This is a genomic window from Stutzerimonas sp. C6.4V (assembly GCF_058536345.1).
In genome coordinates this window covers 1,835,395-1,861,388 of sequence record NZ_JBZUBM010000001.1, presented here as the reverse complement: position 1 = coordinate 1,861,388, position 25,994 = coordinate 1,835,395, and the positions used below count along the sequence as shown (strand labels likewise).

General features: G+C 60.4%; 22 protein-coding genes. 15 read left to right on the top strand and 7 right to left on the bottom strand.

Annotated features, from left to right (window positions below; genetic code table 11):
- The first annotated feature begins 12 nt into the window (after positions 1-12).
- Entirely contained in the window at positions 13-1,062 is a 1,050-nt protein-coding gene (rlmM, locus tag AC4LFW_RS08685) for a 23S rRNA (cytidine(2498)-2'-O)-methyltransferase RlmM (protein WP_491818680.1), read from the top strand.
- Positions 1,063-1,126: 64 nt separating this feature from the next.
- Positions 1,127-1,378, top strand: coding sequence for a sulfurtransferase TusA (gene tusA, locus AC4LFW_RS08680; protein WP_491818679.1), 252 nt, complete (start codon positions 1,127-1,129; stop codon positions 1,376-1,378).
- 44 nt (positions 1,379-1,422) lie between these two features.
- Here tusA and AC4LFW_RS08675 read toward each other — a convergent pair whose 3' ends face one another.
- From AC4LFW_RS08675 to coxB, 3 genes are read right to left on the bottom strand one after another with little or no spacing between them, the layout of a single operon-like run.
- Entirely contained in the window at positions 1,423-1,782 is a 360-nt protein-coding gene (locus AC4LFW_RS08675; RefSeq protein ID WP_491818678.1) for a hypothetical protein, read from the bottom strand.
- Positions 1,782-4,307, bottom strand: coding sequence for a cytochrome c oxidase subunit I (gene ctaD, locus AC4LFW_RS08670; RefSeq protein WP_491818677.1), 2,526 nt, complete (start codon positions 4,305-4,307; stop codon positions 1,782-1,784). Before ctaD ends, AC4LFW_RS08675 begins: the two co-directional genes overlap by 1 nt.
- The gene (gene coxB, locus AC4LFW_RS08665) at positions 4,304-5,197 is read right to left on the bottom strand and encodes a cytochrome c oxidase subunit II (protein ID WP_491820181.1); all 894 of its coding nucleotides are present in this window, start codon (positions 5,195-5,197) and stop codon (positions 4,304-4,306) included. The genes ctaD and coxB overlap by 4 nt, the downstream gene beginning before the upstream one ends.
- Before the next feature lie 144 nt (positions 5,198-5,341).
- On the opposite strand from coxB, the gene AC4LFW_RS08660 reads away from it, so the two are divergent.
- Positions 5,342-5,806 (top strand): DUF2231 domain-containing protein, encoded by a 465-nt coding sequence (locus tag AC4LFW_RS08660; protein WP_491818676.1) that lies wholly within the window; start codon positions 5,342-5,344, stop codon positions 5,804-5,806.
- Positions 5,807-5,880: 74 nt separating this feature from the next.
- Here the strand turns inward: AC4LFW_RS08660 and AC4LFW_RS08655 are convergent, their stop codons facing one another.
- Together AC4LFW_RS08655 and AC4LFW_RS08650 are read right to left on the bottom strand one after the other, a co-directional pair.
- Positions 5,881-6,294, bottom strand: a complete 414-nt coding sequence (locus AC4LFW_RS08655) for a CopD family protein (RefSeq protein WP_491818675.1) — start codon at positions 6,292-6,294, stop codon at positions 5,881-5,883.
- Between the two features lie 120 nt (positions 6,295-6,414).
- Complete coding sequence (locus AC4LFW_RS08650; RefSeq protein ID WP_491818674.1) at positions 6,415-7,293, bottom strand: ion transporter; 879 nt, start codon at positions 7,291-7,293, stop codon at positions 6,415-6,417.
- A gap of 253 nt (positions 7,294-7,546) precedes the next feature.
- On the opposite strand from AC4LFW_RS08650, the gene moaA reads away from it, so the two are divergent.
- The 8 genes from moaA (at position 7,547) to fliS (ending at position 19,597) form a co-directional block, all read left to right on the top strand.
- Entirely contained in the window at positions 7,547-8,542 is a 996-nt protein-coding gene (moaA, locus tag AC4LFW_RS08645; protein ID WP_491818673.1) for a GTP 3',8-cyclase MoaA, read from the top strand.
- 205 nt (positions 8,543-8,747) lie between these two features.
- Positions 8,748-12,236 (top strand): chromosome segregation protein SMC, encoded by a 3,489-nt coding sequence (gene smc / locus AC4LFW_RS08640; RefSeq protein ID WP_491818672.1) that lies wholly within the window; start codon positions 8,748-8,750, stop codon positions 12,234-12,236.
- Between the two features lie 177 nt (positions 12,237-12,413).
- The gene (gene zipA / locus AC4LFW_RS08635) at positions 12,414-13,241 is read left to right on the top strand and encodes a cell division protein ZipA (RefSeq protein ID WP_491818671.1); all 828 of its coding nucleotides are present in this window, start codon (positions 12,414-12,416) and stop codon (positions 13,239-13,241) included.
- Between the two features lie 244 nt (positions 13,242-13,485).
- Positions 13,486-15,852 carry an NAD-dependent DNA ligase LigA gene (gene ligA / locus AC4LFW_RS08630; protein ID WP_491820180.1) on the top strand — a complete coding sequence of 789 codons (2,367 nt, stop codon included), beginning with the start codon at positions 13,486-13,488 and terminating at the stop codon, positions 15,850-15,852.
- Between the two features lie 464 nt (positions 15,853-16,316).
- Positions 16,317-17,141, top strand: a complete 825-nt coding sequence (locus AC4LFW_RS08625) for a flagellin domain-containing protein (protein ID WP_491818670.1) — start codon at positions 16,317-16,319, stop codon at positions 17,139-17,141.
- Positions 17,142-17,207: 66 nt separating this feature from the next.
- The gene (locus AC4LFW_RS08620; RefSeq protein WP_491818669.1) at positions 17,208-17,567 is read left to right on the top strand and encodes a flagellar protein FlaG; all 360 of its coding nucleotides are present in this window, start codon (positions 17,208-17,210) and stop codon (positions 17,565-17,567) included.
- A 55-nt stretch (positions 17,568-17,622) separates the two neighbouring features.
- Positions 17,623-19,080, top strand: a complete 1,458-nt coding sequence (gene fliD, locus AC4LFW_RS08615) for a flagellar filament capping protein FliD (protein ID WP_491818668.1) — start codon at positions 17,623-17,625, stop codon at positions 19,078-19,080.
- Positions 19,081-19,210: 130 nt separating this feature from the next.
- The gene (gene fliS, locus AC4LFW_RS08610; protein ID WP_491818667.1) at positions 19,211-19,597 is read left to right on the top strand and encodes a flagellar export chaperone FliS; all 387 of its coding nucleotides are present in this window, start codon (positions 19,211-19,213) and stop codon (positions 19,595-19,597) included.
- Positions 19,598-20,675: 1,078 nt separating this feature from the next.
- On the opposite strand, the gene ppnP is transcribed toward fliS, so the two are convergent.
- Entirely contained in the window at positions 20,676-20,957 is a 282-nt protein-coding gene (gene ppnP / locus AC4LFW_RS08605) for a pyrimidine/purine nucleoside phosphorylase (RefSeq protein ID WP_491818666.1), read from the bottom strand.
- 350 nt (positions 20,958-21,307) lie between these two features.
- Between ppnP and AC4LFW_RS08600 the strand changes: the two genes are divergently transcribed.
- The gene (locus AC4LFW_RS08600; RefSeq protein WP_491818665.1) at positions 21,308-21,559 is read left to right on the top strand and encodes a YkgJ family cysteine cluster protein; all 252 of its coding nucleotides are present in this window, start codon (positions 21,308-21,310) and stop codon (positions 21,557-21,559) included.
- A 291-nt stretch (positions 21,560-21,850) separates the two neighbouring features.
- Here AC4LFW_RS08600 and gltA read toward each other — a convergent pair whose 3' ends face one another.
- Positions 21,851-23,122: a citrate synthase gene (gene gltA / locus AC4LFW_RS08595; RefSeq protein WP_491818664.1), complete on the bottom strand. Its 1,272-nt coding sequence runs from the start codon at positions 23,120-23,122 to the stop codon at positions 21,851-21,853.
- Positions 23,123-23,481: 359 nt separating this feature from the next.
- Here gltA and sdhC point away from each other — a divergent pair, with 359 nt between their 5' ends.
- From sdhC to sdhA, 3 genes are read left to right on the top strand one after another with little or no spacing between them, the layout of a single operon-like run.
- Positions 23,482-23,856 (top strand): succinate dehydrogenase, cytochrome b556 subunit, encoded by a 375-nt coding sequence (gene sdhC / locus AC4LFW_RS08590; protein WP_491818663.1) that lies wholly within the window; start codon positions 23,482-23,484, stop codon positions 23,854-23,856.
- Complete coding sequence (sdhD, locus tag AC4LFW_RS08585; RefSeq protein ID WP_491818662.1) at positions 23,850-24,218, top strand: succinate dehydrogenase, hydrophobic membrane anchor protein; 369 nt, start codon at positions 23,850-23,852, stop codon at positions 24,216-24,218. Before sdhC ends, sdhD begins: the two co-directional genes overlap by 7 nt.
- A 3-nt stretch (positions 24,219-24,221) precedes the next feature.
- Positions 24,222-25,994, top strand: coding sequence for a succinate dehydrogenase flavoprotein subunit (sdhA, locus tag AC4LFW_RS08580; protein ID WP_491818661.1), 1,773 nt, complete (start codon positions 24,222-24,224; stop codon positions 25,992-25,994).

Here is a 25,994-nt window from a genome sequence, read left to right as displayed (position 1 = left end):
AGGGTTCGTACCATGAATACATTGCTGCTGCATTGCCGTCCCGGTTTCGAGAGCGAAGTTTGTTCGGAAATCAGCGACCAGGCGGCTCGCCTCGATGTGTCCGGCTACGCCAAGGCGAAAGCTGACAGTGCTTGTGCCGAATTCATCTGTAGCGACGCATCTGGGCCGGAGCGCCTGATGCGCGGGGTGCGTTTTTCACGGCTCATATTTCCCCGCCAGTGGGCGCGTGGCGAATGGCTGGCGCTTCCGGAAACCGACCGGATCGGCGTACTGCTCGATCGGCTGAAAGCCATGCCAGTGTTCGGCAGTCTGTGGCTGGAAGTGTTGGATACCAACGATGGCAAAGAGCTGTCGAACTTCTGCCGCAAGTTCGAAGCCCCCTTGCGCAAGGCCTTGGAGAAGGCCGGGCGATTGAAGGAGGGCAGCCAGGGACCACGGCTGCTGCTGACGTTCAGGAGCGGCAGGGAGGTTTTCGTTGGTCTGGCCGAGGCAGACAACAGCGCCATGTGGCCCATGGGCATACCGCGGCTGAAGTTCCCGCGCCAAGCGCCGAGCCGCTCCACGCTGAAACTCGAAGAAGCCTGGCATCACTTCATACCGCGCGAGCAATGGGACGATCGCCTTGCGCCCGGCATGACGGCCGTCGACCTCGGTGCCTCACCGGGGGGCTGGACCTGGCAGCTGGTCAACCGCGAGATAGAGGTGATGGCGGTCGACAACGGGCCCATGAACGAGGAACTGCTCGAATCCGGCCTGGTTGGCCATTACCGCGCCGATGGCTTTGCCTTCCGCCCCAAGCGCCCGGTGAACTGGATGGTTTGCGATATCGTCGAAAAACCTGCGAAAAACGCGGCGCTGCTGGAAACCTGGATAGGGGAAGGCCTGTGTCGTGAGGCCGTGGTCAACCTGAAGCTGCCAATGAAGCAGCGCTATTCCGAGGTCAAGCGGTTACTGGAACGCATCGCCGACGGGCTTGCCGAAAGGGGGGTCAAAGCGAGCATTGGCTGCAAGCAGCTCTACCATGACCGCGAGGAAGTCACCTGTCACCTGCGCCGACTGTAATAAGGCGCCCGTCGCCCAGCCCCGATTCACCTGATTTTGCCAACCCGTTTCCGTGGAGCCTGTTATGCCTCAATCCAGTGAACTGCCCAGCGATGCATTGCTCGATGCCAGCGGCCTCAACTGCCCTGAACCGGTCATGATGCTGCACAACAAGGTGCGCGGCCTGGGTGGTGGCGAACTGCTCAAGGTCATCGCCACTGACCCGTCGACTCAGCGGGATATCCCCAAGTTCTGCGTGTTCCTGGGCCATGAGCTGGTCGACCAGCAGGCCGAAGACGGCACCTATCTGTACTGGATCCGTAAGAAGCTCGACTGAGCGAAGACTCCCCAAACCGGTCCGGCCATCTCGTTGTGAGACGGTCAGATGCAGGGCGGCAGGAACACCAGTTGCATCCCGACAAAGACGGTGGCCAGCGCCGCGATGAAGTGGATGCCGGTCGAAACCTTGAGCACGAAGACCTGCCGCTCGTTGAGCTCATGTGGCTCGCGTGACAGCTTCCATGTCCTGCGCCCCAGCCATAGCAACAGCGCTATCACCAGCACGGTGAACAGTCCGAATCCGGCGTTCAGCCAGTTGAAGACGCCCTTGTGCGGGTCCGGTGGGGCAATCCCGCACACTACCGCGTGCGAGGCATACATGGTGGCAAACCAGAGGCTCCAGATCGTCAGGCCGAAGGGGATCTGGATCGGATGAAAGACCGAAGTGCGGTTGTACTTCATCAGGCGCCTCCCCAGGCATTCGGGAACAGGACGATCGCGGCGTAGGCGCTCCAGACCACGCCGAGGTTGTAGTACCAGAGCTGCTCGACCACCACGACCTCGTACGGCGCCTTGTCCCCCACGTAGCCGTACATGACCCGCAAGGTCTGCAGCAGCGTGAGGATCGTCGCCAGGGCACAGTGGATCAGGCTGTATGCCAGGATCACGAAGACCACTGCATCGTGCGCCGTCTCCGTAACCTTCAGATCGGCTGTCAGCAAGAGCCAGAGCAACATTGCCCATTGCACTGCCCCGATCACCGTTATTGCGCCCAGGTTGAGCATCAGTCTCCCGCCGTTGCCTCGCCGCAGCCGGCCGGGCACAAGCCGCATCCACAGCGTCCCGATCGTCAGCAGCACGGCACTTGCGAGCATCAGCCAGCCGTTCAGGTCGGAATGCTCCGGCACCATCCATTCGGGTGAGACTGTCCACAGGTAGAACCAGCCAAACAGCAACGACAAGTAAAGAGTGCCGTTGGCCAGTAGGGTGACGCCCATTCCCCAGAGGCCGGGTCCGTCAAAGGTCCGCGAGTGCAGCGGTGGCTCGCCAGGTTGCGTTTGCGCATCTGGCGCAGCGGCGGGGTGGGCACCGTTCTCCCATGACCAGCGGAACAGCACGATCAACGTGGCGACCGTAGCGATCAGCGCGACCCAGTAGAACTTGTTGAGCAGGCTCAGGCAGAGCACGGCGAGAAACACCGAGGCCACGAATGGCCACCAGCTGTTTCCTGGTAGGTGTATCACCTCGCGCACCTTGCCGCTCAGCGGGTCCGAGCCCCAGGTTTCCCGTCGGCCATGGTCGATGGCTTTCAAGGCATGCTCGGCACGGGCAATGCTGTTTGGCAGATCGGGGTCCTTCCACAGCGGGTGCCGATCCGTCACATCCGGCAGGCTGACGAAGTTATAGGGGCTCGGTGGCAGGCTGGTCGCCCATTCAAGCGTGTCGGCATTCCAAGGGTTGGTCTTTGCCGGTTGACCGAAGCGGAAGTGCAGCACGATGTCCAGCAGGATGGTGCCGATGCCGATGGCCATGATGAAGCTGCCGATCGAGGAGATCAGATTGGGCAGGTCCCAGCCCAGTCCGGTGTCATAGGTATAGACCCGCCGAGGCATGCCGATCAGCCCCGTCCAGTGCATGATCAGAAAGGTGGTGTTGAAGCCGATGAACACCAGCCAGAAGCCCCAGCGGCCCAGGCGCACCGAAGGCATGCGGCCCGAAAAATGGGGCAGCCAGTAATACAGGCCTGCCATCAACGGGAAGAACATCCCGCCCACCAGCACGTAATGCATGTGCGCCACGACGAAATGAGTGTCGTGCACCTGCCAGTCGAAGGGCACCAGTGCCACCATCACGCCGGTCAGCCCGCCACAGACAAATACGATGAGAAAGCCCACCAGCCACAGCATCGGCACGTGAAACACTGGCTTGCCGAGCCAGAGGGTCGCCAGCCAGGCAAAAATCTGTACCCCGGTTGGGATGGCCACCAGCATGCTGGCCGCCGAAAAGAACCCCAGCGCCAGGGCAGGGATCCCGACGGTAAACATGTGGTGCACCCACAACCCGAAGCTCAGGAAGCCGGTTGTCAGTACGCCGAGCACCACCCACCGGTAACCCACCAGCGGACGCTGACAGAACACCGGCAACAGCGTCGAGACGATGCCGGCGCCCGGCAGGAAGATGATGTACACCTCGGGATGACCGAACAGCCAGAACAAATGCTGCCAGAGGACTGGATCACCGCCCTTCGCCGGATCGAAGAAGGGCAGGCCAGCCGCGCGCTCAAGCTCCAGCAGGATGCTGCCCAGGATCAGCGGCGGGAAGCCGAAAACGATCATCATGGCCATGACCAGGATGTACCACGCATACAGCGGCATCTTGTGCAGCGCCATGCCGTTGGTGCGCGTGCGCAGGATCGAAACCACCAGCTCGACGCCGGCGCTTACCGCCGAGATTTCCACGAAGGTGATGCCGAGCAGCCAGAAGTCCGAATTGACGCCCGGCATGTGCGCGGTGCTCGACAGCGGCGTGTACATGAACCAGCCCGCCTTCGGCGCGACGCCGAGAAATACGCTGGACAACAGGATGATGCCGCCGAAGAGGTAGCAGAAGTAGCCAAGCGAGGACAGCCGCGGAAAGATCAGGTCGCGGGCACCGATCATCTTTGGAATCAGGTAGACCGCCAGGCCCTCCATCATCGGCACGGCGAACAGGAACATCATTACCGAGCCGTGCATCGTGAAGACCTGGTTATAGACCTCCGGCTCCATCAGCACATAGCCCGGCAGTGCGAGCTGGGTGCGGATCAGCATCGCCATCAGCCCACCAATCAGGAAGAACACGGCGCCCGTGACGAGAAAGCGCAGGCCGATACTGGTGTGGTTGACGATGGTCAGCGCACGCCATCCGCGCGGATTTCCCCAGACGTCGTTGAACTGGTCGTGCAGCTGTTCCGGGTCCGTGCAGGGCGCACTATCAAGTTTTGTCATGGAGCGAGCGTCTCCAGCCAGTCGGCAATCTGATCGAGTGTTTGCGGCGGAACGTCGTCATGCGCGGGCATGCCGTTGCCGAACTTGAGCGTCTTGTGTTCGCGTAGCCAGCGGCGCAGGCCATCGTGATCATTTTCGATCACCCCGGCACCAAGGCTCGGCCGTGTCGCAAGATCGGTGAGGTCCGGGGCACGGTTGCCCTCGCTGATGCCGGCGACCCGGTGGCATTGGCCGCAGCGTTCATCGAATACCCGGCCGGCATCGCCTGGGGCACGCTGCGTGACCGTGAGGTTTTCCCGCGCGGCGATCCACTCGGCGAAGCCCGCCTCGTCGAGCGCTTCGACATGCAGTTTCATGTGGGCGTGCTGAAGGCCGCAGAACTCCGAACACTGCCCATGGAAAACGCCGGTGTGGCCGGCTTGGAGGCGAATCACGTTGGTCCGGCCCGGGATCATGTCCATTTTTCCGCCAAGCCGCGGAATCCAGAACGAATGGATCACATCGGCGCTGGTGACATTCACGTCGATCAGGCGACCGGCAGGAATGATCAGCTGGTTGGCCGTTGTGACGCCGCTGTCGGGGTAGTGTACTTCCCACCACCATTGATGGCCGGTGACCACCACTTTCAATGGCTGCTCCCCCTCGACCGGTAGCGGCATCATGCTGCGGCCGGTGGGAATGCCGAAGATCAACAGGACGACGATGCTCAGGCTTGGCAGCACGATGCCTCCGCCAATGACCCATCGGCGGTTGATCCTGATCGCCTGTTCCTTGCTGGTTTCGCGCGGCTTACGTGCCAGCGCATAGATCCACAGCGCGCTCACTACAACCAGCACCAGGGTGGCGAAGGCGAACATGCCCCACCAGACGTTGGAAATCTGGCGGGCCATGTGACTGGCCGGGTTGAGCGAGGACAGCGGCCCGCCACAAGCGCTCAGTAAAGGAACTGCCAGCGCCAGTGTGGTCCATTTCAAGAGATCGCCGGTTCGTTCCGTCCGGCGACGCACTCCCCGAACACGCTGCCGGAGCGCCGAATGGCCCGATACCGAGACTCCATCCATAGCCGTGCTGCGATAGCCGGTCACCCGCTGCACCCGATGCTGATTCATTTTCCCGTGGCTGCCTTGACCGGTCTGCTGCCAGTCGACCTGGCCCATCTCTGGACGCTGGACGATTTCTGGTGGCGTGCCGGCCTGTGGTTGTCTGGTGTCGGTGCGCTGGGCGGCTGGATCGCCAGCATCTTCGGCCTGATCGATCTTGCGACCGTGCGCGAGATCCGTCAGAAGATCACCGCGTGGTGTCATGCAATCCTGGCGGTGATGATGCTGTCGCTGGCTTCCCTGAACTGGCTGCTGCGCTACCAGAACGACGCGCAGAGCATGCAGCTCTGGGCGCTGTACCTGTCGGCTATCACCGCTGTGCTGATTTCCCTGGCCGCTTATCTCGGCGGACGGCTGGTCTATGAGCATGCCGTCGGAGTTGACCTGGATAAGGTCTGAGCCGGAAAGAAGCGGTAATTCGGATCGTTCGGTCATGGGCATCTTCAGGTTGATCGAGCGGTTCGGGTCATGGGCTAGAAGGGTTTCGCCAGCACCAGCCAAAGCGTCGCGGTAATGAAGGTCGCGGCGATTGCGCCAAGAAATCGACAACGAATGCTTACGCTCTGCTCGGGGGCCCGCTCCACATGCAATACAAGCACGCCACAGAGCGTGTGGCAGATGACCATGCCTGCGACCGTGCTGAGCTTGACGATCAGCCAACCGGCTACCAGCCCTTCGCTCAGGAACAGGGCGGTCCCCGACCCGATTGCAACGAGGGCCGCCGGCGTACCGATCAGGTTGAACACCATGCGCGTCAGATGGGCGTGGTCGCGGTAGAACAGCGGGTCACTGCGCCGAGTGCCGGCCGCTATCAGGGCGGGCAGGTAGAGCAAGGTGCCGCACCAGCACAGCAAGGCGGCGAAGTGCAGCAGTTTGAGCAAGGGCATTCGTGTCTCCATCCAGCCCGCGGCAGGGCAAGGCTTGTGACAGCCTCGTGCCGGAGCGGTTCGGAGCAAATGCCTGCCTTGTAGCGACAGAACAGGCGGCGCCTGGGCCAGGCGCTCTGCTCAGCTGTCGCGCCTGTCAGACGCGGGTGAAATGTCTTGATCGGGCGCCTCACGCTTGAACAACTGCGTACCACAGCGGCTGCAGAATGCAGCGTTCGGTTCGTGACTCAGCTTTTCGCAGGTAGGACAACGATGCTGAAGACTGTCTGCGCGCATCGCCGTAGCCAGTTCAGCGGTAAAGATGCCGGTCGGGACGGCAATGATCGAATAGCCGGTGATCATCACCAGGGTCGACAGCGCCTTGCCCAATGGCGTTTGCGGGGTGATATCACCGAATCCGACCGTCGTGATGGTAACCACTGCCCAGTAGATGCTCATCGGAATGCTGGTGAAGCCATGGGCGGGCCCTTCGACGACATACATCAGGGTGCCGAAGAGCAGCACCATGGTGGTCACCGTCAGTAGGAAAACCACGATCTTCTGCTTGCTGCCGCGAAGGGCGACCATGAGGAAGTTGGCCTGACTCAGGTACTGCGTCAGCTTGAGCACGCGGAACACCCGCAGCATGCGAATCGCACGCACCACCAACAGATACTGCGCATCAGGCAACAACAGCGCGATAAAGGCCGGCAGGACCGACAACAGGTCGATGGCGCCGTAGAAGCTGAAGATGTACTTGCGTGGCTCCGGGTGGGTGTAGATCCGCACCAGGTATTCCATGGCGAACACTGCAGTGAAAAACCACTCGAGGCCGGTCAGCAACGTGCCGTATTCCAGCCGGTAGTAGGCGATGCTGTCGAACATCACGACCACGAGGCTGGCAAAGATAAAGATCAGCAGCCAGGTGTCGAAGCGTTTTCCCGCCGAGGTGTTGGTAAAGAAGATGATGACGTAAAGGCGCTCACGCCAGCCCATCGATCGAAGGGCATCGTTATCCATTGCTTGGCTCCCGGTTGTGCATTGATGACCGTCTATCTCCGGCTACGACTCGCGCTTTCGGCGCAAGGTTGCGAACGGAATGTTCGACTCGCCCTCCAAACAATGACACAGGGCGTTGCGTGGCGCGCGTTGATGAACGGTCATAGCACCTGCCGGCAGAGCTGGGACACCTGCCACTCGGCCCGCCGGCTTTGCCTCGGGGCACGTTCCGGCATAGTCTTAGCCCTGCGCCATCAAGCCGTTGGAGAGCCGCATGCCTGATTCGAAGCTGGTCGATCCTTTCGGCCGGCGCATCACCTACCTGAGACTATCGGTCACCGACCGCTGTGATTTTCGCTGCACCTATTGCATGAGCGAAGACATGGTCTTTGCGCCGCGTGCCCAGATCCTGACGCTGGAGGAGCTCTACGCTGTCGCCGATGCGTTCATCAGTCTCGGCGTCCGGCGTATCCGGGTAACCGGTGGCGAGCCGCTGGTGCGCAAGGGGTTGCCGGGGCTGCTGGCGCGTCTGGGCGCGCGTGAGGAGCTTGAGGATCTGGCCATCACCACCAACGGCTCACAGCTGCCATCGCTGGCGCCGGTGCTTCGGGACGCGGGCGTCAAGCGGCTGAACATCAGCCTGGATTCGCTCAAGCGAGACCGTTTCGCCGAGCTAACCCGCCGCGACAAGCTCGATCAGGTCCTGGACGGCATCGAGGCGGCGCGCAAAGCCGGATTCCAGCGTATCAAGCTCAACAGCGTGATCCAGAAAGGCCGCAACGACGACGAGGTGCTTGATCTGGTGGATTATGCCGTCGAGCGCGGACTGGACATCAGCTTCATAGAGGAGATGCCCCTGGGCAACGTTTCCAGCCACGAGCGCGAGATCACCTTCTGCTCCAGTGACGAAGTGCGTGAGCGCATCGAGGTGGGCCATCAGCTGGTGCGCAGCAGCCACACCACCGGCGGCCCGTCACGCTATTGGCAAGTAGCCGGAAGCGAAACCCAGGTGGGCTTCATCTCGCCCCACAGCAATAATTTCTGCGGCAGCTGCAACCGTGTCCGGGTCACCGCCGAAGGCAAGCTGGTGCTTTGCCTGGGACACGAGGGCGCCCTTGACCTCAAGGGGCTGATGCGCCGCTACCCGGGCGACCGCGATCGGCTGCGCCAGGCACTGGTCGACGCGTTGCAGCTAAAGCCCGAGAAACACGAATTCCGTACCGACGAACAGGTGCAGGTGGTGCGCTTCATGAGCATGACGGGCGGCTAGGTCAAAGCCAGGTTCTGAGCTTCTAGCTTCTAGCTTTCCGCATCCGTCCCGCTTTGTGCTCCAGGCCCTGAGAGGCCGACTTGGCGCCGTGATAAACTCCGCGGCCGATCGCCAATACGACTCCAGCAATGCCCCGGGAAACCCATCAAGCCCACAGCGGATACAACGCTCCGACTCACGCGCCGCTCGCCATGGACAGGCGTCCATGCGCCTGAAAAGCATCAAGCTTGCGGGCTTCAAATCCTTCGTCGACCCCACGACCGTCAGCTTTCCAAGCAACATGGCCGCGGTTGTGGGGCCGAACGGCTGTGGCAAATCCAACATCATCGATGCCGTACGTTGGGTGATGGGCGAAAGCTCGGCAAAGAACCTGCGTGGCGAGTCGATGACAGATGTCATCTTCAACGGCTCCAATACCCGCAAGCCGGTCACCCAGGCCAGCATCGAGCTGATCTTCGACAACTCCGACGGCACCTTGCTGGGCGAATACGCCGCCTATGCGGAGATATCGATTCGCCGCCGCGTCACACGTGACGCTCAGAACACCTATTTCCTCAATGGGGTGAAGTGCCGCCGGCGCGATATCACCGACATCTTTCTCGGAACCGGGCTTGGGCCCCGCAGCTATTCGATCATCGAGCAAGGGATGATCTCCAAGCTGATCGAGGCCAAGCCGGAAGATTTGCGCAACTTCATCGAAGAAGCCGCCGGCATCTCCAAATACAAGGAGCGTCGTCGCGAAACCGAGAATCGCATCCGCCGTACCCATGAGAACCTGGCGCGCCTGTCCGACCTGCGTGAAGAGCTGGAACGTCAGCTCGAGCGATTGCACCGCCAGGCCCAGTCGGCGGAAAAATATCAGGAGTACAAGGCCCAGGAGCGACAGCTGAGGGCGCAGCTGTCAGCCCTGCGCTGGCAGGCGCTGAATGCTCAGGTTGGGCAGCGCGAGCAGGCGATAGGTGATCAGGAGATCGGGTTCGAGGCCCTGGTTGCTGAGCAACGCAATGCCGACGCCAGCATCGAGCGCCTGCGCGATGGCCATCACGAGCTGTCCGAACGGTTCAACCTCGTCCAGGGCCGTTTCTATTCGGTCGGTGGCGACATCGCTCGCGTTGAACAGAGCATTCAGCATGGCCAGCAGCGTCTGCGCCAGCTGCAGGATGACCTGCGTGAAGCGGAGCAGGCCCGGCTGGAAACCGAGTCCCATCTGGGCCACGACCGTACCCTGCTGGCCACGCTGGGTGAAGAGCTGGCCATGCTTGAACCCGAGCAGGAGCTGGCCGCTGCCACGGCGGAGGAAGCGGCTGCCCAGCTGGAAGCGTCCGAAAGCGCCATGCATGAATGGCAGGAACAGTGGGAGGCTTTTAACCAGCAAAGCACCGAGCCACGCCGTGCTGCCGAGGTCCAGCAATCGCGTATCCAGCAGCTTGAACAGAGCCTGGAGCGGCTGGCCGAGCGTCAGCGACGCCTGGAGGATGAACGCGTCTTGCTGACGTCAGATCCGGAGGACGCGGCCATTAGCGAGCTGACCGAGCAGCTGGCGATCAAGGACATGAGCCTGGAGTCGCTGGCGGCTGACCTGCAGGATACCGATCAGCGACTCGACGAACTGCGCGAGGCTCTGCAGGAGACCAGCCAGGCTCAGCAGCAGGCGCAAGGTGAACTGCAGCAGCTCAATGGCCGCATCGCGTCGCTTGAAGCACTGCAACAGGCCGCGATGGACCCCGACAAGGGCGTCGCCGAATGGCTGAGCCATCAGGGCCTCGATCGCCGGCCCCGCTTGGCCGAGGGACTACGGGTCGAGCCCGGTTGGGAACTGGCGGTCGAAACCGTGCTTGGCGCCGACCTTCAGGCGGTGCTGGTGGAAGGCTTCGATGGGCTTGATCTGGGCGGCTTCGATCAGGGCGACCTGCGTCTCGCAGCGCCATCCAAGGGCGGGGCACGCATCGCCGGGAGCCTGCTGGACAAGGTCGAGGCGGCGCACGATCTGGCGCCCTGGCTCGGGACGATACGGCCGGTCGAAACGCTCGGCGATGCCCTGGCGGCGCGCGCATCGCTGGCTGATGGCCAAAGCCTCATCAGCCGTGACGGCTACTGGGTCGGCCAGCATTTCCTGCGCGTGATTCGCGCAAGTGAAGCCGAGTCCGGGGTGTTGGCGCGAGGGCTGGAACTGGAGCGTCTGCAGCAGGCGAGGGAAGAGGGTGAGGCGAGGCTCGATCAGCTGAACGCAAGGCTCGAGCAACTGAGAGATACACAACGTCAGCTCGAGGAGAATCGCGAGCAGCACCGGCGACGCCAGCAAGATGAGGCCCGGCAGCTCGGCGAATTGAAGGCACGGCTCTCCGCGAGCCAGGCCAAGCTGGAGCAGCTTGGCCTGCGCCGTCGCCGTCTCGAGAGCGAGCTGTCGGAACAGGCCGAACAGCGTGCGCTTGAAACCGAACAACTGGGCGAGGCGCGACTGCAGCTTCAGGATGCGCTTGACGCCATGGCGCTGGATACCGAGCAGCGCGAGCGCTTGTTGGCGGACCGTGATGTGACCCGCGAAAGACTCGACCGCATCCGCCAGGAGGCACGCCAGCACAAGGACCGAGCCCATCAATTGGCAGTGCGCATGGGCTCGCTGCAGGCGCAGCACGATTCGACTCGTCAGGCATTGGAGCGTCTCGAGCAGCAGTTCGAGCGCGCGGTGGAGCGCCGCGAGCAGCTCACGCTCAACCTCGAGGAAGGCGAAGCACCACTGGAAGAACTGCGCACGAAGCTCGAAGAACTACTTGAGCGGCGCATGGGCGTGGATGAAGAACTCAAGCATGCGCGGCTGGCGCTGGAAGATGCTGATCGCGAGCTGCGCGATGCGGAAAAGCGCCGGACCCAGGCCGAGCAGCAGGCGCAACTGCTGCGCGGCCAGCTCGAACAGCAGCGCATGGACTGGCAGGCCCTCAGCGTTCGGCGCAAGGCCCTGCAGGACCAGCTGCATGACGAGGGTTTCGATATACATGCTGTACTCGCGATCCTCCCGGCCGAGGCCAGCGAGGCGGAGTGGGAAGCCGAGCTCGAACGTCTGTCCGTACGAATCCAGCGCCTGGGGCCGATCAACCTCGCCGCGATTGATGAATACCAGCAGCAGTCCGAGCGCAAGCGCTACCTCGACGCCCAGAACGACGACCTTGCGGAGGCCCTGGATACGCTGGAAAACGTGATTCGCAAGATCGACAAGGAAACCCGCAACCGTTTCAAGGAAACCTTCGACCAGATCAACAGCGGCCTGCAGGCGCTATTTCCAAAGGTTTTCGGTGGCGGCAATGCTTATCTGGAACTTACCGGAGAAGATTTACTCGATACCGGGGTGGCGATCATGGCGCGCCCGCCAGGCAAGAAGAACAGCACCATTCATCTCTTGTCCGGCGGCGAAAAGGCTTTGACGGCCTTGGCGCTGGTGTTTGCGATCTTCCAGCTGAACCCGGCTCCTTTCTGCATGCTGGATGAGGTCGATGCCCCGCTGGATGACGCCAACGTAGGGCGCTATGCGCGATTGGTAAAGGAGATGTCAGAGAAGGTGCAGTTCATCTACATCACGCACAACAAGATCGCCATGGAGATGGCCGACCAGTTGATGGGAGTCACCATGCACGAGCCCGGATGTTCGCGGCTGGTAGCGGTCGATGTCGAACAGGCGGTGGCTCTGGTGGAGACATGAGAAACGAAAAGCGCGGCCTCCAGGCGGCGCGAAGACCAATAAAAGAGCAGGGCGGGGCGGTGCACACAGACCGTTCGTCGTGCTAGTTTAGGGCGCAATTTTTACGATGCGCAGATAAGCCTGTTCAGCGGCTTTCAAACTGCGTCTTTATCATCGAATTCAGGGGTTTACGCATTAATGGATATCGGTCTGCGCGAGTGGCTGATCCTCATCGGCATCATAGTTATCGCTGGCATCCTGTTTGATGGCTGGCGGCGGATGCGCGGTAGCAAGGGCAAGTTGAAGCTCAAGCTGGATCGTAATATCGCCAGTAGCTTCCCGGATGACGACAGCAGTAATGAGCTCTTGGGTCCGCCAAGGGTGGTCAGCCGCGACAGCGACCCCACCCTGGATGAGTCGGACCTGCCCTCCATGAGTGCTCGTGAGACCTCCGGAAAACGTCGCACTCCCGAACAGCCTCAACAGGGTGATCTGCGCTTCAGTAATGACGAACCCGTCCCGACACTGCTCGACCCGGTGCTCGGCGAAGATGATGAGACCGAGGCGGCCGACTCGCAGACTGATCTGCCCCCCGTGGAGGAAGTCCTGGTCATCAACGTGATCTCCCGGGACCCGTCCGGCTTTCGGGGCCCGGCGCTGTTGCAGAACATCCTCGAAAGCGGTCTGCGCTTCGGCGAGATGGACATCTTCCACCGTCACGAAAGCATGGCAGGCAACGGCGAAGTGCTGTTTTCCATGGCCAACGCAGTCAAGCCCGGAACCTTCGACCTGGACGACATCGACCATTTCACCACGCCAGCGGTCAGCTTCTTTCTCGGCTTGCCTGGGCCCCGCTACCCCAAGCAGGCCTTTGACGTCATGGTCGCCGCCGCTCGCAAGTTGTCCCAGGAGCTCAACGGCGAACTGAAAGACGACCAGCGCAGCGTCCTTACCGCTCAAACCATCGAACACTACCGTCAGCGCATCGTCGAATACGAGCGCCGGCAGATGACGGTCAGGCGTTAGGAAGCCGATGAAGCTTGAAGCTTGAAGCTTGAAGCCTTCTGATGTTCCCACGCTCCCGCGTGGGAATGCAGGCCGTACGTTCCGTCCGTTCCCCAGACAGAACCGGCCATTGCTCTTCGAACCAGCCCAGCTGCCTGCGCCAACCCCCATCCCGCCCTGCAAACAGGCTAAAATCCCGGCCAGAACACCAACTTAAGGCTGGCCGACGCGCTCGGTCCGACCTGCTGATATGGCCCCGCATACCATGACGTCCGCCCAGACCGCCGCCGAACGTATCGCCAACCTGCGCAGCGAAATCGACGCCCACAACTACCGTTACTACGTGCTCGACGAGCCCAGCGTCCCGGATGCCGAGTACGACCGCTTGTTCAACGAGCTCAAGTCGCTCGAAGCCGAACACCCCGAGCTGGTCACGCCGGATTCGCCCACGCAGCGGGTCGGCGGTGCGGCATTGGCTGCCTTCGGCCAGGTCCGCCATGAAGTGCCCATGTTGAGCCTGGGCAATGCCTTCGAAGAGCAGGACTTGATTGACTTCGACAGGCGCGCCCGCGAGGGGCTGGACCTGCCAGCAGCCGACCTGCTGGGCGATGGCTCCGCGCTGGAGTACAGCTGCGAGCCGAAGCTCGACGGTCTGGCAGTAAGCCTGCTCTATGAGAATGGCAGGCTGGTACGTGGCGCCACGCGCGGCGACGGCAGCACCGGCGAAGACATCAGTGCCAACGTGCGTACCGTGCGCAACATCCCCTTGAAACTGCATGGCAGCGGCTGGCCCGCCGTGCTGGAAGTGCGGGGCGAAATCTACATGCCCAAGGCAGGCTTCGAGGCGCTCAATGCGCGTCAGCTTGAAGCCGGCGCGAAGCCCTTCGCCAATCCGCGCAATGCCGCCGCCGGCAGCCTGCGCCAGCTGGATTCGAAGATAACCGCCAGCCGGCCGCTTGAGCTGTGCGCCTATGGCGTGGGCCGCAGTGACGGCGACCTGCCAGGCACCCACATCGGCATCCTTGAAGCACTGAAAGGCTGGGGCCTGCCCATCAGTCGCGAACTCAGGCTCGCCAGGGGTGTGCAGGAATGCCGCGACTATTTTCACGACATTGGGGAGAAGCGCGACGCGCTGCCCTACGAGATCGACGGCGTGGTGTTCAAGGTCAACTCGACCGCGCAGCAAAGGGAACTAGGCTTTCGCGCCCGGGAGCCGCGCTGGGCCATCGCACACAAGTTTCCTGCCCGTGAAGAGGTCACCGAGCTGCTCGACGTGGAATTCCAGGTTGGCCGTACCGGGGCCATCACTCCGGTCGCCCGGCTGAAGCCCGTGCAGGTCGCTGGCGTGACCGTCTCCAATGCCACGCTGCACAACATGGACGAAGTTGCACGCCTTGGTGTGATGATCGGCGACACGGTGATCGTGCGCCGCGCAGGTGACGTTATTCCGCAGATACTTGGGGTAATCCCCGAGCGCCGCCCCGAAAACGCTCGTGAAGTCCATGTGCCCGAGCAATGCCCGGTGTGCGGCTCCGCCGTTGAGCGCACCCAGCTGATCAAACGCAGCAAGGGCAGGGAGTTGGTCAGCGAGGGCTCGATCTACCGCTGTGTGGGCCGGCTGGCCTGCCAGGCGCAGCTCAAGCAGGCGATCATCCACTTCGTCTCCCGCCGGGCCATGGATATCGACGGGCTGGGCGACAAGATTGTCGAGCAGCTGGTCGACACCGGTCTGGTCAGTTCACCGGCAGACCTCTATAGCCTGACGTTCGAGCAGGTGCTGGCGCTGGAAGGCTTTGCCGACTTATCGAGCCGCAACCTGATCAAATCCATCGACGCCAGCCGCAGCCCGTCCCTAGCGCGCTTCATCTATGCCCTGGGCATTCCGGATGTGGGCGAGGGCACCGCCAAGCTGCTGGCGCGTGCCCTGGGTTCGCTCGATCGCATCAGCCGGGCGTTGCCGGATGTGCTGGTCTATCTGCCGGATATCGGGCTGGAAGTTGCCCATGAGATCCACAGCTTTTTCGAGGACGAGCATAACCAGAAGGTCATCAAGCAACTGCGCGAGCGCGGCGTGACCTTGCAGGAAGAGTGCGACGTGCATCCAGAGTTCGCCGCCTGCGCGACGCTGGCCGGGCTGCTCGACAAGCTGAACATTCCCTATATCGCTGCCACCGGCGCCCAGCGCCTCGCCGATCGCTTCGGCAGTCTCGAAGGCATTATCGGTGCCGACTGGCTGGATCTGCGCCAGGTCGAACGCCTCAACGAAAAGGCAGCCCGCGCACTTCGCGACTACTTCGACAACCCGACCAACGCCGAACGCGCCCGGGCCATCGAAGCCCAGCTGCAGGAATTCGGCATGCACTGGCAAAGCGAACGCAAGGCGGCACAAGGACTCCCGCTGGCCGGCCAGACCTGGGTGCTCACCGGCACCCTGGAAAGTATGAGCCGCGACGAGGCCAAGGCAAGACTGGAGGCGCTGGGAGCAAAGGTGTCGGGTTCGGTCTCTGCCAAAACCAGCGTTGTGGTGGCGGGACCAGGGGCGGGCTCGAAGCTGGCGAAAGCTAATGAGTTGGGACTCACCGTGGCGGACGAAGACGACTTCCTCAAGCGCCTCTCAATCTTGGGCTTTTAAAGCGCAGTACGGCTGGACATCCATGACCCAGCCTCAGCGGCGTACGCCAAACCCACCCGTAGGAGCCAGCTTGCTGGCGATCGCTCTGCGCAGCTAGCCCCGGCCTCGCTCTGCGCAACTTGCGACCACCCTCGCTAGCTGCTCACCCGCGACCCCAATCCAGCGGCCCGTCCCCCTTATGGCTTCATCGGTCTGCGCGGCGCCCAGCTCCCTTACACCACCTCCCGCTAAAGTTTTTCACCACCCGTCCGAAACCCTTTGCAGGCGGCTCGCTCCGTTGCGAATTCGCCGGTGTCGTACAGGTTGTTCTCGGGGCTTGCAAATATTTTCAACCGCCTCCTAAAGCTCACCGAAACGACGCCGATAAGCTAATCGAATGCGAACTCAATGGGTGCCTGGGCACAAGCCGGCCCGGAGTCGCAAGCTCAGGCAACCAAAGTAACCAGCGCCCTTGGAGGCACATCATGGCTCTTACTGTTAATACAAACGTTGCGTCACTTAATACTCAACGGCATTTGAACAACAGCTCTAATGCTTTGTCGACTGCTATGCAGAGGCTTTCGAGCGGCACCCGAATTAATAGTGCAAAGGATGATGCGGCGGGTCTTCAGATATCTAACCGGCTCACTGCTCAGATTAACGGATTGAATGTCTCCGTTAGAAACGCAAATGATGGTATTTCCGTGGCGCAAACCGCTGAAGGAGCGTTGCAGGAGACGACTAACTTGCTGTTCCGCATGCGTGATTTGACGTTGCAGGCATCAAACGGTTCCAATAGTGCTACGGACAAAGCATCCATCCAGACGGAAATTACATCAACTATAGCTGAAATAAATCGAATTTCTGAGTCTACCAAGTTTGGTGATAAGTTGCTGCTTGACGGTAACTTTGACGCTGACTTTGTTATTGATCCCAATGCCTCTGCGGCTGTTAATGTTGCTGTCGCTGCGTCGGATGCAGCTACTCTGGGGGTTGATGCTATAGATGTTACAACCGCGGCGAATACTGCTGCTTTTGAAACTGCGCTAGCGGCGATAGACACTGCTATTGAAACCGTAGATTCCGAGAGAGCAAATCTTGGTGCGGTGCAAAATCGCTTTTCAAGTGCTATCAGTAACCTAAGTAACATCGCTGAAAATCAAAGTGCCTCCAGAAGTCGTATTCAAGACACGGACTTTGCTGCAGAAACTGCCAATTTGAGCAAAAACCAGATCCTGCAACAGGCTGGCACGGCAATTCTAGCCCAGGCCAAACAGTTGCCACAGGCCGTTCTCAGCCTGCTTCAGTAAACGATGGCATGGCGTTGAGACGAAAGGCAGATCACGATCTGCCTTTCGTCGATTATGGGGGTAACCGTGGACGTAGCAAAATTAGCTGCTTCAGCCCATTCGCAAGCGATCGGTGGCGGATCGGCACAGGGCGCGGGTGCAGGAGTAGGCGCTGCCGCACCTGTTTCGCCTCATGTACAGCAGCTCGAAAGCAAGACCGAGAAGCCAGAAGATATAGTCAGCGCCGCCGAGCGGATTCGTGAGCACGTGCAAAGCCTGCAGCGTGATCTGATTTTCAGCGTGGACGATTCCACCGGCCAGGTGGTGGTGCGGGTGATGGACGGCGATTCGGGCAGGGTGGTGCGGCAGATTCCCTCGGAGGATATCCTGCGGCTCGCCGAGCGGCTGGATGAGATGCGCAGCCTGCTGTTCGAAGCCAAGGCCTGACGGCACGTTTCTTGATTAGTTTTTGTGCTTGCTGGTAATTTGACGAGGTGTGGCTATGGCTGGTGTAACAGGTATCGGGTCGGGCATCGATATCGACAGTATCGTGGCGAGCATGGTCGCCGCGGAGCGCGCGCCCAAGGCGACGCAGCTTGCCACCCTCGAGAAGAAAACCACCACGCAGATTACTGCGATCGGATCACTCAAGAGCGGCATCAGCGACTTCCAGACCGCGCTCGGCGCGCTGAATAAAGTCGAGCTGTTCCAGGCGCGCTCGGCAACCTCAAGCATGCCTGGTCTAGTGGGCGTAACGGCGAGCACCACCGCGGGCACCGGCAGCTATTCGGTGGAAGTGAAATCACTAGCGGTAAGCAGCAAGGTGGCGTTGGCTGCCTTCCGCAATCCGGCTGAATCGCCTGCTCGCTTTGCCAGTGGCACCCTCTATATCGCCCTGGGCGGCTCATCGGACGACTCTGTTGCGGCGGCGTCCTTCTCCATCACGGTTGATTCGAGCAATAACTCGCTCGCTGGGCTGCGCGATGCCATAAACAGTGGCGGCAAGAATATCGGCGTTAGTGCAACCATAGTAACGGATGACTTCGGTGCGCGCTTGGTGATCAGCAGTAGCGAGACCGGCACAGGGCGCGACATTAGAGTGGCGGGCACGCCAATGACGCCTGTGCCAGTGGGTGAGGAACCTCTGTTGAGTCTCGACGGGTTGGACTTCAGCGGGATAGACGGAGTCGATGCCGGGCCGAAAACGCTTACCGCCGCGGCAAGCGCGTCGATAGTGGTCGATGGCCTGACGGTAACAAGCCGGTCGAATACGGTCGAGGGCGTAATTGAGGGCGTTACGCTCGATCTGGAGGCTGAAACCGCGCCGAACGAGCCACTGATCATTGACATCGCCGAGGACAAGGCGGGCGCCAAGGAGCGGGTTCAGTCGTTCGTCGATGCCTACAACAAGCTAATTGGGATTATTAGCACGCAAACCAAGGTTGCCTCTGCTGGAGGTGACGAGGCACCGCAGGCAGGAGCGCTGGTTGGGGATGCAACAGTACGTTCACTCCTGTCGACGATCCGTAGTGAATTGTCCAACCCTCAAGGTGGCGGCCCGATTCGGGCATTGATTGACCTCGGCATTACTACCCAGAAAGACGGAACGCTGCAGATTGAGGATGCCAAGTTGCAGGAGGCCCTAGATAACAGCTTTGCCGAACTGCCGGCACTGTTTGCCGGCGAGGGCGGTATTGCCAGTCGCTTGGATAAGAAGCTCAAGCCTTATACGCAGTTGGATGGCATTCTTGAGCAGCGAAATAAGGCTATGAACGAGACGATATCAAGTATTGGCAAACAGAAAGATGATTTGGCGAGGCGGGTAGCGTCGCTACAGGAGCGGCTTTACAAACAATTCAATGCGATGGATTTGTTGGTCGGCCAGTTGACTAACACCTCATCAAGCTTGCTCGCATCTCTTGAAAATTTGCCGTGGGCGGCCAGTAACTCAAAGAATTGAACATAGCACCACAATCCAACCGCTGAAAGGCGGTTTTTTTTGTTATGGAGCAGGCAAAGGCTATCAAGCTTGGCCGCCTCCGACCGATAAGCTGTACATGCAAACGTGATGTAGCAAGGGGCTTGTCCATATGTACGCAATGACAGCAATGAAGCAGTACCAACAGGTAGGCGTTAAGGCTCAGGTGATCGAGGCCGATCCGCACCGCCTGATCCAGATGTTGATGCAGGGCGGCCTGGACCGCATCGCTCAGGCGAAAGGTGCCATGGAGCGAGATGCCTTCGCTGAAAAAGGCGTGCTGGTCGGCAAGGCCATCTCTATTATCGGTGGGCTGCGTGAAGCGCTCGACAAGACCGTCGGTGGCGAACTGGCGGAAAACCTCGACCGTCTCTATGAATACATGACGATGCGTCTGTTCGAAGCCAGCCGGCATAACGATGTCGACAAGCTGAACGAAGTGGGCAAGCTGCTGGGTGAAATCAAGGTGGCTTGGGATCAGATTGCGCCCAAGGCTTAGTCGACGTTCGCACGATGGCCTGGTCACGGTGCCCTGTGCAAACGCCTGCGGATTCGCTTGCGACCGTAAATGGGCTGGCCCCTTCGCGGTAAACGACGGAAGCGCCTCTGGCGATTCCATCCTACGCAGAGCGGTCCAGCGTGCCGCTGTGGATTAAGACGGTTGAAATCGTCGTTCGTAAGCCGCTGTGATGGGTAAGAGCCAACCCTGAAGTTGACGTAGGCTGGATTAGCCGAAGGCGTAATCCGGCGGCCGGTGGGTTGGTGCGGCTGCGCTGTCGCGCCGAGAACTTGGCCCCTTCGCGGTAAACGACGGAAGCGCCTCTGGCGATTCCATCCTACGCAGGCCGGTCCGGTGTGCCGCTGTGGAGCAAGACGGTTGAAGCCGTCGTTCGTAAGCCGCTGTGATAGGCAGGAGCCAATCCTAGAGTTGACGTAGGCTGGATTAGCCAAAGGCGTAATCCGGCGGTCGGTGGGTTGGCGCGGCTGCGCTGTTGCGCCGAGAACATGGCCCCTTCGCGGTAAACGACGGAAGCGCCTCTGGCGATTCCATCCTACGCAGACCGGCCCAACGTGCCGCTGTGGAGCAAGACGGTTGAAATCGTCGTTCGTAAGCAGCTGTGATGGGCAAGAGCCAACCCTAGAGTTGACGTAGGCTGGATTAGCCGAAGGCGTAATCCGGCGGTCGGGTGGGTTGGTGCGGCTGCGCTGTTGTGCCGAGAACTTGGCCCCTTCGCGGTAAATGACGGAAGCGCCTCTGGCGATTCCATCCTACGCAAACCGGCCCAACGTGCCGCTGTGGAGCAAGACGGTTGAATCGTCGTTCGTAAGCCGCTGTGATGGGCAGGAGCCAACCCTAGAGTTGACGTAGGCTGGATTAGCCGAAGGCGTAATCCGGCGGTCGGTGGGTTGGCGCGGCTGCGCTGTTGCGTCGAGAACTTGGCCCCTTCGCGGTAAATGACGGAAGCGCCTCTGGCGATTCCATCCTACGCAGAGCGTCTAGCATGCTCTGGTTTGGTGGATGGCGTTTTATCCATCCACCGCAACGACGGTCTGGATTGCCGCGTATCGAGTACCGTTTAGCGGTACTCACACAAGTAGGCAGTTGCCTCGCCTACCTTCAGCTGAAACTTGCTGTTTGCCGGTACGGTGAACTGGGTGCCGGCACCGTAGGTTTCATAGCCCTCGCTTCCCGGCAGCTTCACATCCAGGCTGCCGGCGACTACGTGCATCACTTCCAGCTGGCTAGTGCCGAATTCGTATTCGCCTGGCGCCATGACGCCAATGGTGGCCGGGCCCGCGGCCATGTCGAAAGCGATGGATTTGACAGTGCCTTCAAAGTACTCGTTGACCTTGAACATCTGGATACCTTCAGGAGTTGGAAAAAAGGGTGGCCAGTATGCCGAAGCGCCCGTGAAGCGTCATCTCTCCCAGCGATGAAGTGACTGATTCGTCCTGGCTGGTCAGTGAGGGCATATGACCCCGCCACTTGACTTCGCTGAGTGGCGCCAGGTCTCTGGAAGATGTAGACAAGCAGAGGCGGATCGCGCAACACGTAAGTCAACTTCGATGGACTGGTTGGCTTGGCCGACGCAACCGGGACCCGAAGTGGCGCCCTGGGCAGACGGTCGGCGCGACTTGCTGGCCTGATGCCTTTTGAACCTGCTTTCATTATTATCGCCAGCCGTTTTTTCTCGTCTGGAGTGCCCGGATGAACTGCCGTCCTGGTTGTGGCGCCTGTTGTGTCGCCCCTTCGATCAGCTCACCGATTCCTGGCATGCCGCACGGCAAGCCGGCGGGAGAACGCTGCCTGCATCTTTCCGAGGCCAACCTGTGCAGGCTCTTCGGTCAGGCTTCGCGCCCTGCGGTCTGCAGCGATTTTCAGGCGGACCCGGCAGTTTGTGGCGACAGCCGGGAGCAGGCGATTCAGTTGATTGGCTGGCTGGAACAGGCGACCGCCTGACTGCCGGCTGATGATCGCAGCAATTTAGCCTTAGCCCTGTGAGGATAACGCCGTGTCGTTTGATACAGAGAAGGGCGGAGCAGTCACTTGGCCAACCAACCAGGACAATGGAAGCCTGTGTATTGCTGAAGCTACTGCACGAATCGCTTAGCCAGCGACCGGCGTTTGGGTGAAGGATTGGGGCGACGTCCAATTTCAGCGACCCAGAAACGACAATGCCCGCATCGATGGATGCGGGCATTGTGTGTTGCTCGGCCATAGCGGGCCTGGTTAGCTGCTAACCTTATCGGATCAGCGTTCCAGGTCGCGCTTCGGATGGCCGGTGTACAGCTGGCGTGGCCGACCGATCTTCTGGCCCATCGAGATCATCTCTTTCCAGTGCGAAATCCAGCCGACAGTCCGCGCCAGGGCGAAGATCACGGTGAACATGCTGGTTGGAATGCCAATGGCCTTGAGGATGATACCGGAGTAGAAGTCTACGTTCGGGTACAGGTTGCGCTCGGCGAAGTAGGGGTCGTTCAGCGCGATCTCTTCCAGCTTCATGGCCAGCTCGAGCTGCGGATCGTTGATGCCCAGTTCGCTCAGTACTTCGTCGCAGGTCTGCTTCATTACCTTGGCGCGCGGGTCGAAGTTCTTGTAGACGCGGTGACCGAAGCCCATCAGCTTGAATGGGTCATTCTTGTCCTTGGCCTTCTCCAGGAATTTCTCGATATTCGAGACATCGCCGATTTCGTCCAGCATGGTGAGCACGGCTTCGTTCGCGCCGCCGTGTGCCGGGCCCCAAAGGGCGGCGATACCTGCAGCGATACAGGCGAAGGGGTTGGCACCGGTGGAGCCGGCCAGGCGAACAGTGGAGGTCGAAGCGTTCTGTTCGTGATCGGCGTGAAGAATGAAGATGCGGTCCATCGCCTTGGCCAGCACCGGGCTGATCGGCTTCACTTCACATGGGGTGTTGAACATCATGTGCAGGAAGTTTTCGGCGTAATTCAGGTCGTTGCGCGGATACATCATCGGCTGACCCATGGAGTACTTGTAGACCATGGCTGCCAGGGTTGGCATTTTCGCGACCAGACGCACGGCGGAAATCTCGCGGTGGTGCGGGTCGTTGATGTCCAGTGAGTCGTGGTAGAAGGCGGAGAGGGCGCCGACTACGCCGCACATGATCGCCATCGGATGCGCATCACGACGGAAGCCATTGAGGAAGGACTTCAGCTGCTCATGAACCATGGTGTGGTTCTTCACGGTGCTGATGAACTTCGCCTTTTCTTCGGCAGTTGGCAGCTCGCCGTTCAGGAGCAGATAGCAGGTTTCGAGGTAGTCGGCCTTTTCGGCCAGCTGCTCGATCGGGTAGCCGCGATGCAGGAGGATACCCTTGTCACCATCAATATAGGTGATCTTGGATTCGCAAGAGGCGGTGGACATGAAGCCAGGATCGAAGGTAAAGCGACCCGTGGAGGTCAGGCCTCGTACATCTACAACGTCGGGCCCTACGGTACCGGATAGAACGGGCAGTTCGATGGCGTCTGCGCCTTCGATGATCAACTGCGCTTTTTTGTCAGCCATGTATGGCCTCCTGTTTTATGCTTGGAATCATCATGGCCCCCCACGCAGGGCCCGCATCACTATAGTGAGATAAATCACAAAGTCAATTTGCGCGGACCCCTGCAATAGAGGGGGTTTAGGGTTGAATTCGTTACACAGATAGCCTGTTTACGGCATTTATCCAGGGGTCGCCATCAGCCTTTAGTGGCACTTCACCACATTGTCATTAGCCACCTAACTGTTTATACTCGGAAACCGACCGGCAGGGGCCTAACAGGCAGTTTCCTGCGGGTTGTCACTCGTGGGTGGCGGGTACCTTGTGTACTCTTCCCAACAACTTTGCCCTGCGTCTTCAGGGCTCTCAAGTGTGAAAAAAACCCGTGAAAAGCCAACGACCTGTAAACCTAGATCTTAGGACAATAAAACTCCCAATCACTGCCTACACGTCGATCCTTCATCGTGTTTCCGGCGTAGTCCTGTTCGTCGGTGTGGCCATTCTGCTGCTTGCGCTCGATACCTCGCTTTCTTCTGCCGAAGGCTTCGAAGAGGTAAAGGCGTCTCTCGGTAGTCCGCTGGCCAAGCTTGTGATCTGGGCGCTTCTGTCTGCGCTGCTGTATCACCTTGTGGCCGGTGTGCGTCACCTGGTCATGGACACCGGGCATGGCGAGACGCTGGAAGGCGGCAAGCTTGGCTCGAAAATCGTTCTGGCCGTGTCGGCCGTGCTGATCGTTCTGGCGGGAGTCTGGATATGGTAACCAACGTCACGAACTTTTCTCGCTCGGGTCTTTATGACTGGATGGCGCAGCGTGTCTCCGCGGTGGTGCTTGCCGCTTATTTCCTGTTCCTGATCGGATACCTGCTCTTCAATCCAGGGCTTGATTACGCTCAGTGGCACGCGCTGTTCTCAACCAACTGGATGCGCATCTTCAGCCTCCTTGCACTCGTCGCCCTCAGTGTTCATGCGTGGGTTGGTATGTGGACGATCTCGACCGATTACCTGACCAACATGGCGATCGGTAAGTGGGCTACCGGCGTGCGTTTTCTCTTCCAGGCAGTGTGTGGCATCGTCATGTTCACATTCTTCGTCTGGGGTGTGCAGATTCTTTGGGGTATCTGATCCATGGCTAGCATTCGTACTCTTTCTTATGACGCCATCATCATTGGTGGCGGCGGTGCCGGCATGCGCGCTGCGCTGCAGTTGGCGCAGGGTGGCCACAAGACAGCGGTCGTCACCAAGGTGTTCCCGACCCGCTCGCACACCGTCTCCGCCCAGGGCGGCATTACCTGTGCCATTGCTTCGGCCGACCCGAACGATGACTGGCGCTGGCATATGTATGACACCGTCAAGGGTTCCGACTACATCGGTGACCAGGACGCGATCGAATACATGTGCTCCGTGGGGCCGGAAGCCGTTTTCGAGCTCGAGCACATGGGTCTGCCATTTTCCCGTACCGAGCAGGGTCGCATCTATCAGCGCCCCTTCGGTGGTCAGTCCAAGGATTACGGTAAGGGTGGCCAGGCCGCCCGTACCTGTGCCGCCGCCGACCGTACCGGTCACGCATTGCTGCATACCCTCTACCAGGCGAATCTGAAGGCCGGTACCTCGTTCCTCAACGAGTGGTACGGCGTTGATCTGGTGAAGAACCAGGACGGCGCGGTCGTCGGCATCATCGCCATCTGCATCGAGAACGGCGAAACCGTGTACATCCGCTCCAAGGCGGTCGTGCTGGCTACTGGCGGTGCGGGTCGTATCTATGCCTCGACCACCAACGCACTGATCAACACCGGTGACGGCATCGGCATGGCGCTGCGTGCAGGCGTGCCTGTCCAAGACATCGAGATGTGGCAGTTCCACCCGACGGGTATCGCGGGCGCCGGCGTGCTGGTAACCGAAGGTTGCCGTGGTGAAGGTGGTTACCTGATCAACAAGCACGGCGAGCGTTTCATGGAGCGCTATGCTCCGAACGCGAAAGACCTGGCGGGTCGTGACGTCGTTGCGCGCTCCATGGTCAAGGAAATCCTGGCCGGCAACGGCTGTGGCCCGGATGGCGATCATGTGATGCTGAAGCTGGATCACCTGGGTGAGGAAGTGCTGCACAGCCGCCTGCCTGGTATCTGCGAGCTGTCCAAGACCTTTGCTCACGTTGATCCGGTCACCGCTCCGGTTCCGGTGGTCCCGACGTGCCACTACATGATGGGTGGTGTCGCCACCAACATTCATGGACAGGCCATCACTCAGGACGCCAGTGGCAACGACAAGATCATCGACGGGCTGTTCGCCGTAGGTGAAGTGGCTTGCGTATCGGTACACGGTGCCAACCGTCTGGGCGGTAACTCTCTGCTCGACCTGGTCGTGTTTGGCCGCGCCGCGGGTCTGCACCTGGAGAAAGCGCTGAAGGACGGTATCGAGCACCGCGGTGCGACCGAAACCGATCTGGATGTTGCGCTGAACCGCCTTGCCAGCCTCAACGAGCGCACCACCGGTGAAGATGTTGCACCGCTGCGCAAGGAACTGCAGAGCTGCATGCAGAACTACTTCGGCGTGTTCCGTACCGGCGAATACATGCAGAAGGGTATCGCCCAGCTGGCCGATTTGCGCCAGCGGATTTCCACCGTCAAGATCTCCGACAAGAGTCAGGCGTTCAACACGGCGCGTATCGAGGCTCTGGAACTGCAGAACCTACTGGAAGTGGCCGAGGCAACCGCCGTTGCTGCTGAAAACCGCAAGGAGTCTCGTGGTGCTCATGCCCGTGAAGACTACGAAGAGCGTGACGATGAAAACTGGCTGTGCCACACCCTGTACTTCCCGGGTGAAAAGCGCGTAGCCAAGCGTGCTGTGAACTTCTCTCCGAAGACTGTTCCGACTTTCGAACCCAAGGTTCGGACTTATTGA

Coding starts and splice junctions, on each gene's coding strand:
- AC4LFW_RS08600 (WP_491818665.1), top strand. CDS start 21,308: ATGAACTGCCGTCCTGGTTGTGGCGCCTGTTGTGTCGCCCCTTCGATC.
- sdhA (WP_491818661.1), top strand. CDS start 24,222: ATGGCTAGCATTCGTACTCTTTCTTATGACGCCATCATCATTGGTGGC.
- sdhD (WP_491818662.1), top strand. CDS start 23,850: ATGGTAACCAACGTCACGAACTTTTCTCGCTCGGGTCTTTATGACTGG.
- coxB (WP_491820181.1), bottom strand. CDS start 5,197: ATGGCCCGCCAGATTTCCAACGTCTGGTGGGGCATGTTCGCCTTCGCC.
- moaA (WP_491818673.1), top strand. CDS start 7,547: ATGCCTGATTCGAAGCTGGTCGATCCTTTCGGCCGGCGCATCACCTAC.
- AC4LFW_RS08655 (WP_491818675.1), bottom strand. CDS start 6,294: ATGCCCTTGCTCAAACTGCTGCACTTCGCCGCCTTGCTGTGCTGGTGC.
- ligA (WP_491820180.1), top strand. CDS start 13,486: ATGACGTCCGCCCAGACCGCCGCCGAACGTATCGCCAACCTGCGCAGC.
- ppnP (WP_491818666.1), bottom strand. CDS start 20,957: ATGTTCAAGGTCAACGAGTACTTTGAAGGCACTGTCAAATCCATCGCT.
- fliS (WP_491818667.1), top strand. CDS start 19,211: ATGTACGCAATGACAGCAATGAAGCAGTACCAACAGGTAGGCGTTAAG.
- smc (WP_491818672.1), top strand. CDS start 8,748: ATGCGCCTGAAAAGCATCAAGCTTGCGGGCTTCAAATCCTTCGTCGAC.
- AC4LFW_RS08660 (WP_491818676.1), top strand. CDS start 5,342: ATGGCCCGATACCGAGACTCCATCCATAGCCGTGCTGCGATAGCCGGT.
- AC4LFW_RS08675 (WP_491818678.1), bottom strand. CDS start 1,782: ATGAAGTACAACCGCACTTCGGTCTTTCATCCGATCCAGATCCCCTTC.
- ctaD (WP_491818677.1), bottom strand. CDS start 4,307: ATGACAAAACTTGATAGTGCGCCCTGCACGGACCCGGAACAGCTGCAC.
- fliD (WP_491818668.1), top strand. CDS start 17,623: ATGGCTGGTGTAACAGGTATCGGGTCGGGCATCGATATCGACAGTATC.
- tusA (WP_491818679.1), top strand. CDS start 1,127: ATGCCTCAATCCAGTGAACTGCCCAGCGATGCATTGCTCGATGCCAGC.
- gltA (WP_491818664.1), bottom strand. CDS start 23,122: ATGGCTGACAAAAAAGCGCAGTTGATCATCGAAGGCGCAGACGCCATC.
- zipA (WP_491818671.1), top strand. CDS start 12,414: ATGGATATCGGTCTGCGCGAGTGGCTGATCCTCATCGGCATCATAGTT.
- rlmM (WP_491818680.1), top strand. CDS start 13: ATGAATACATTGCTGCTGCATTGCCGTCCCGGTTTCGAGAGCGAAGTT.
- AC4LFW_RS08650 (WP_491818674.1), bottom strand. CDS start 7,293: ATGGATAACGATGCCCTTCGATCGATGGGCTGGCGTGAGCGCCTTTAC.
- AC4LFW_RS08625 (WP_491818670.1), top strand. CDS start 16,317: ATGGCTCTTACTGTTAATACAAACGTTGCGTCACTTAATACTCAACGG.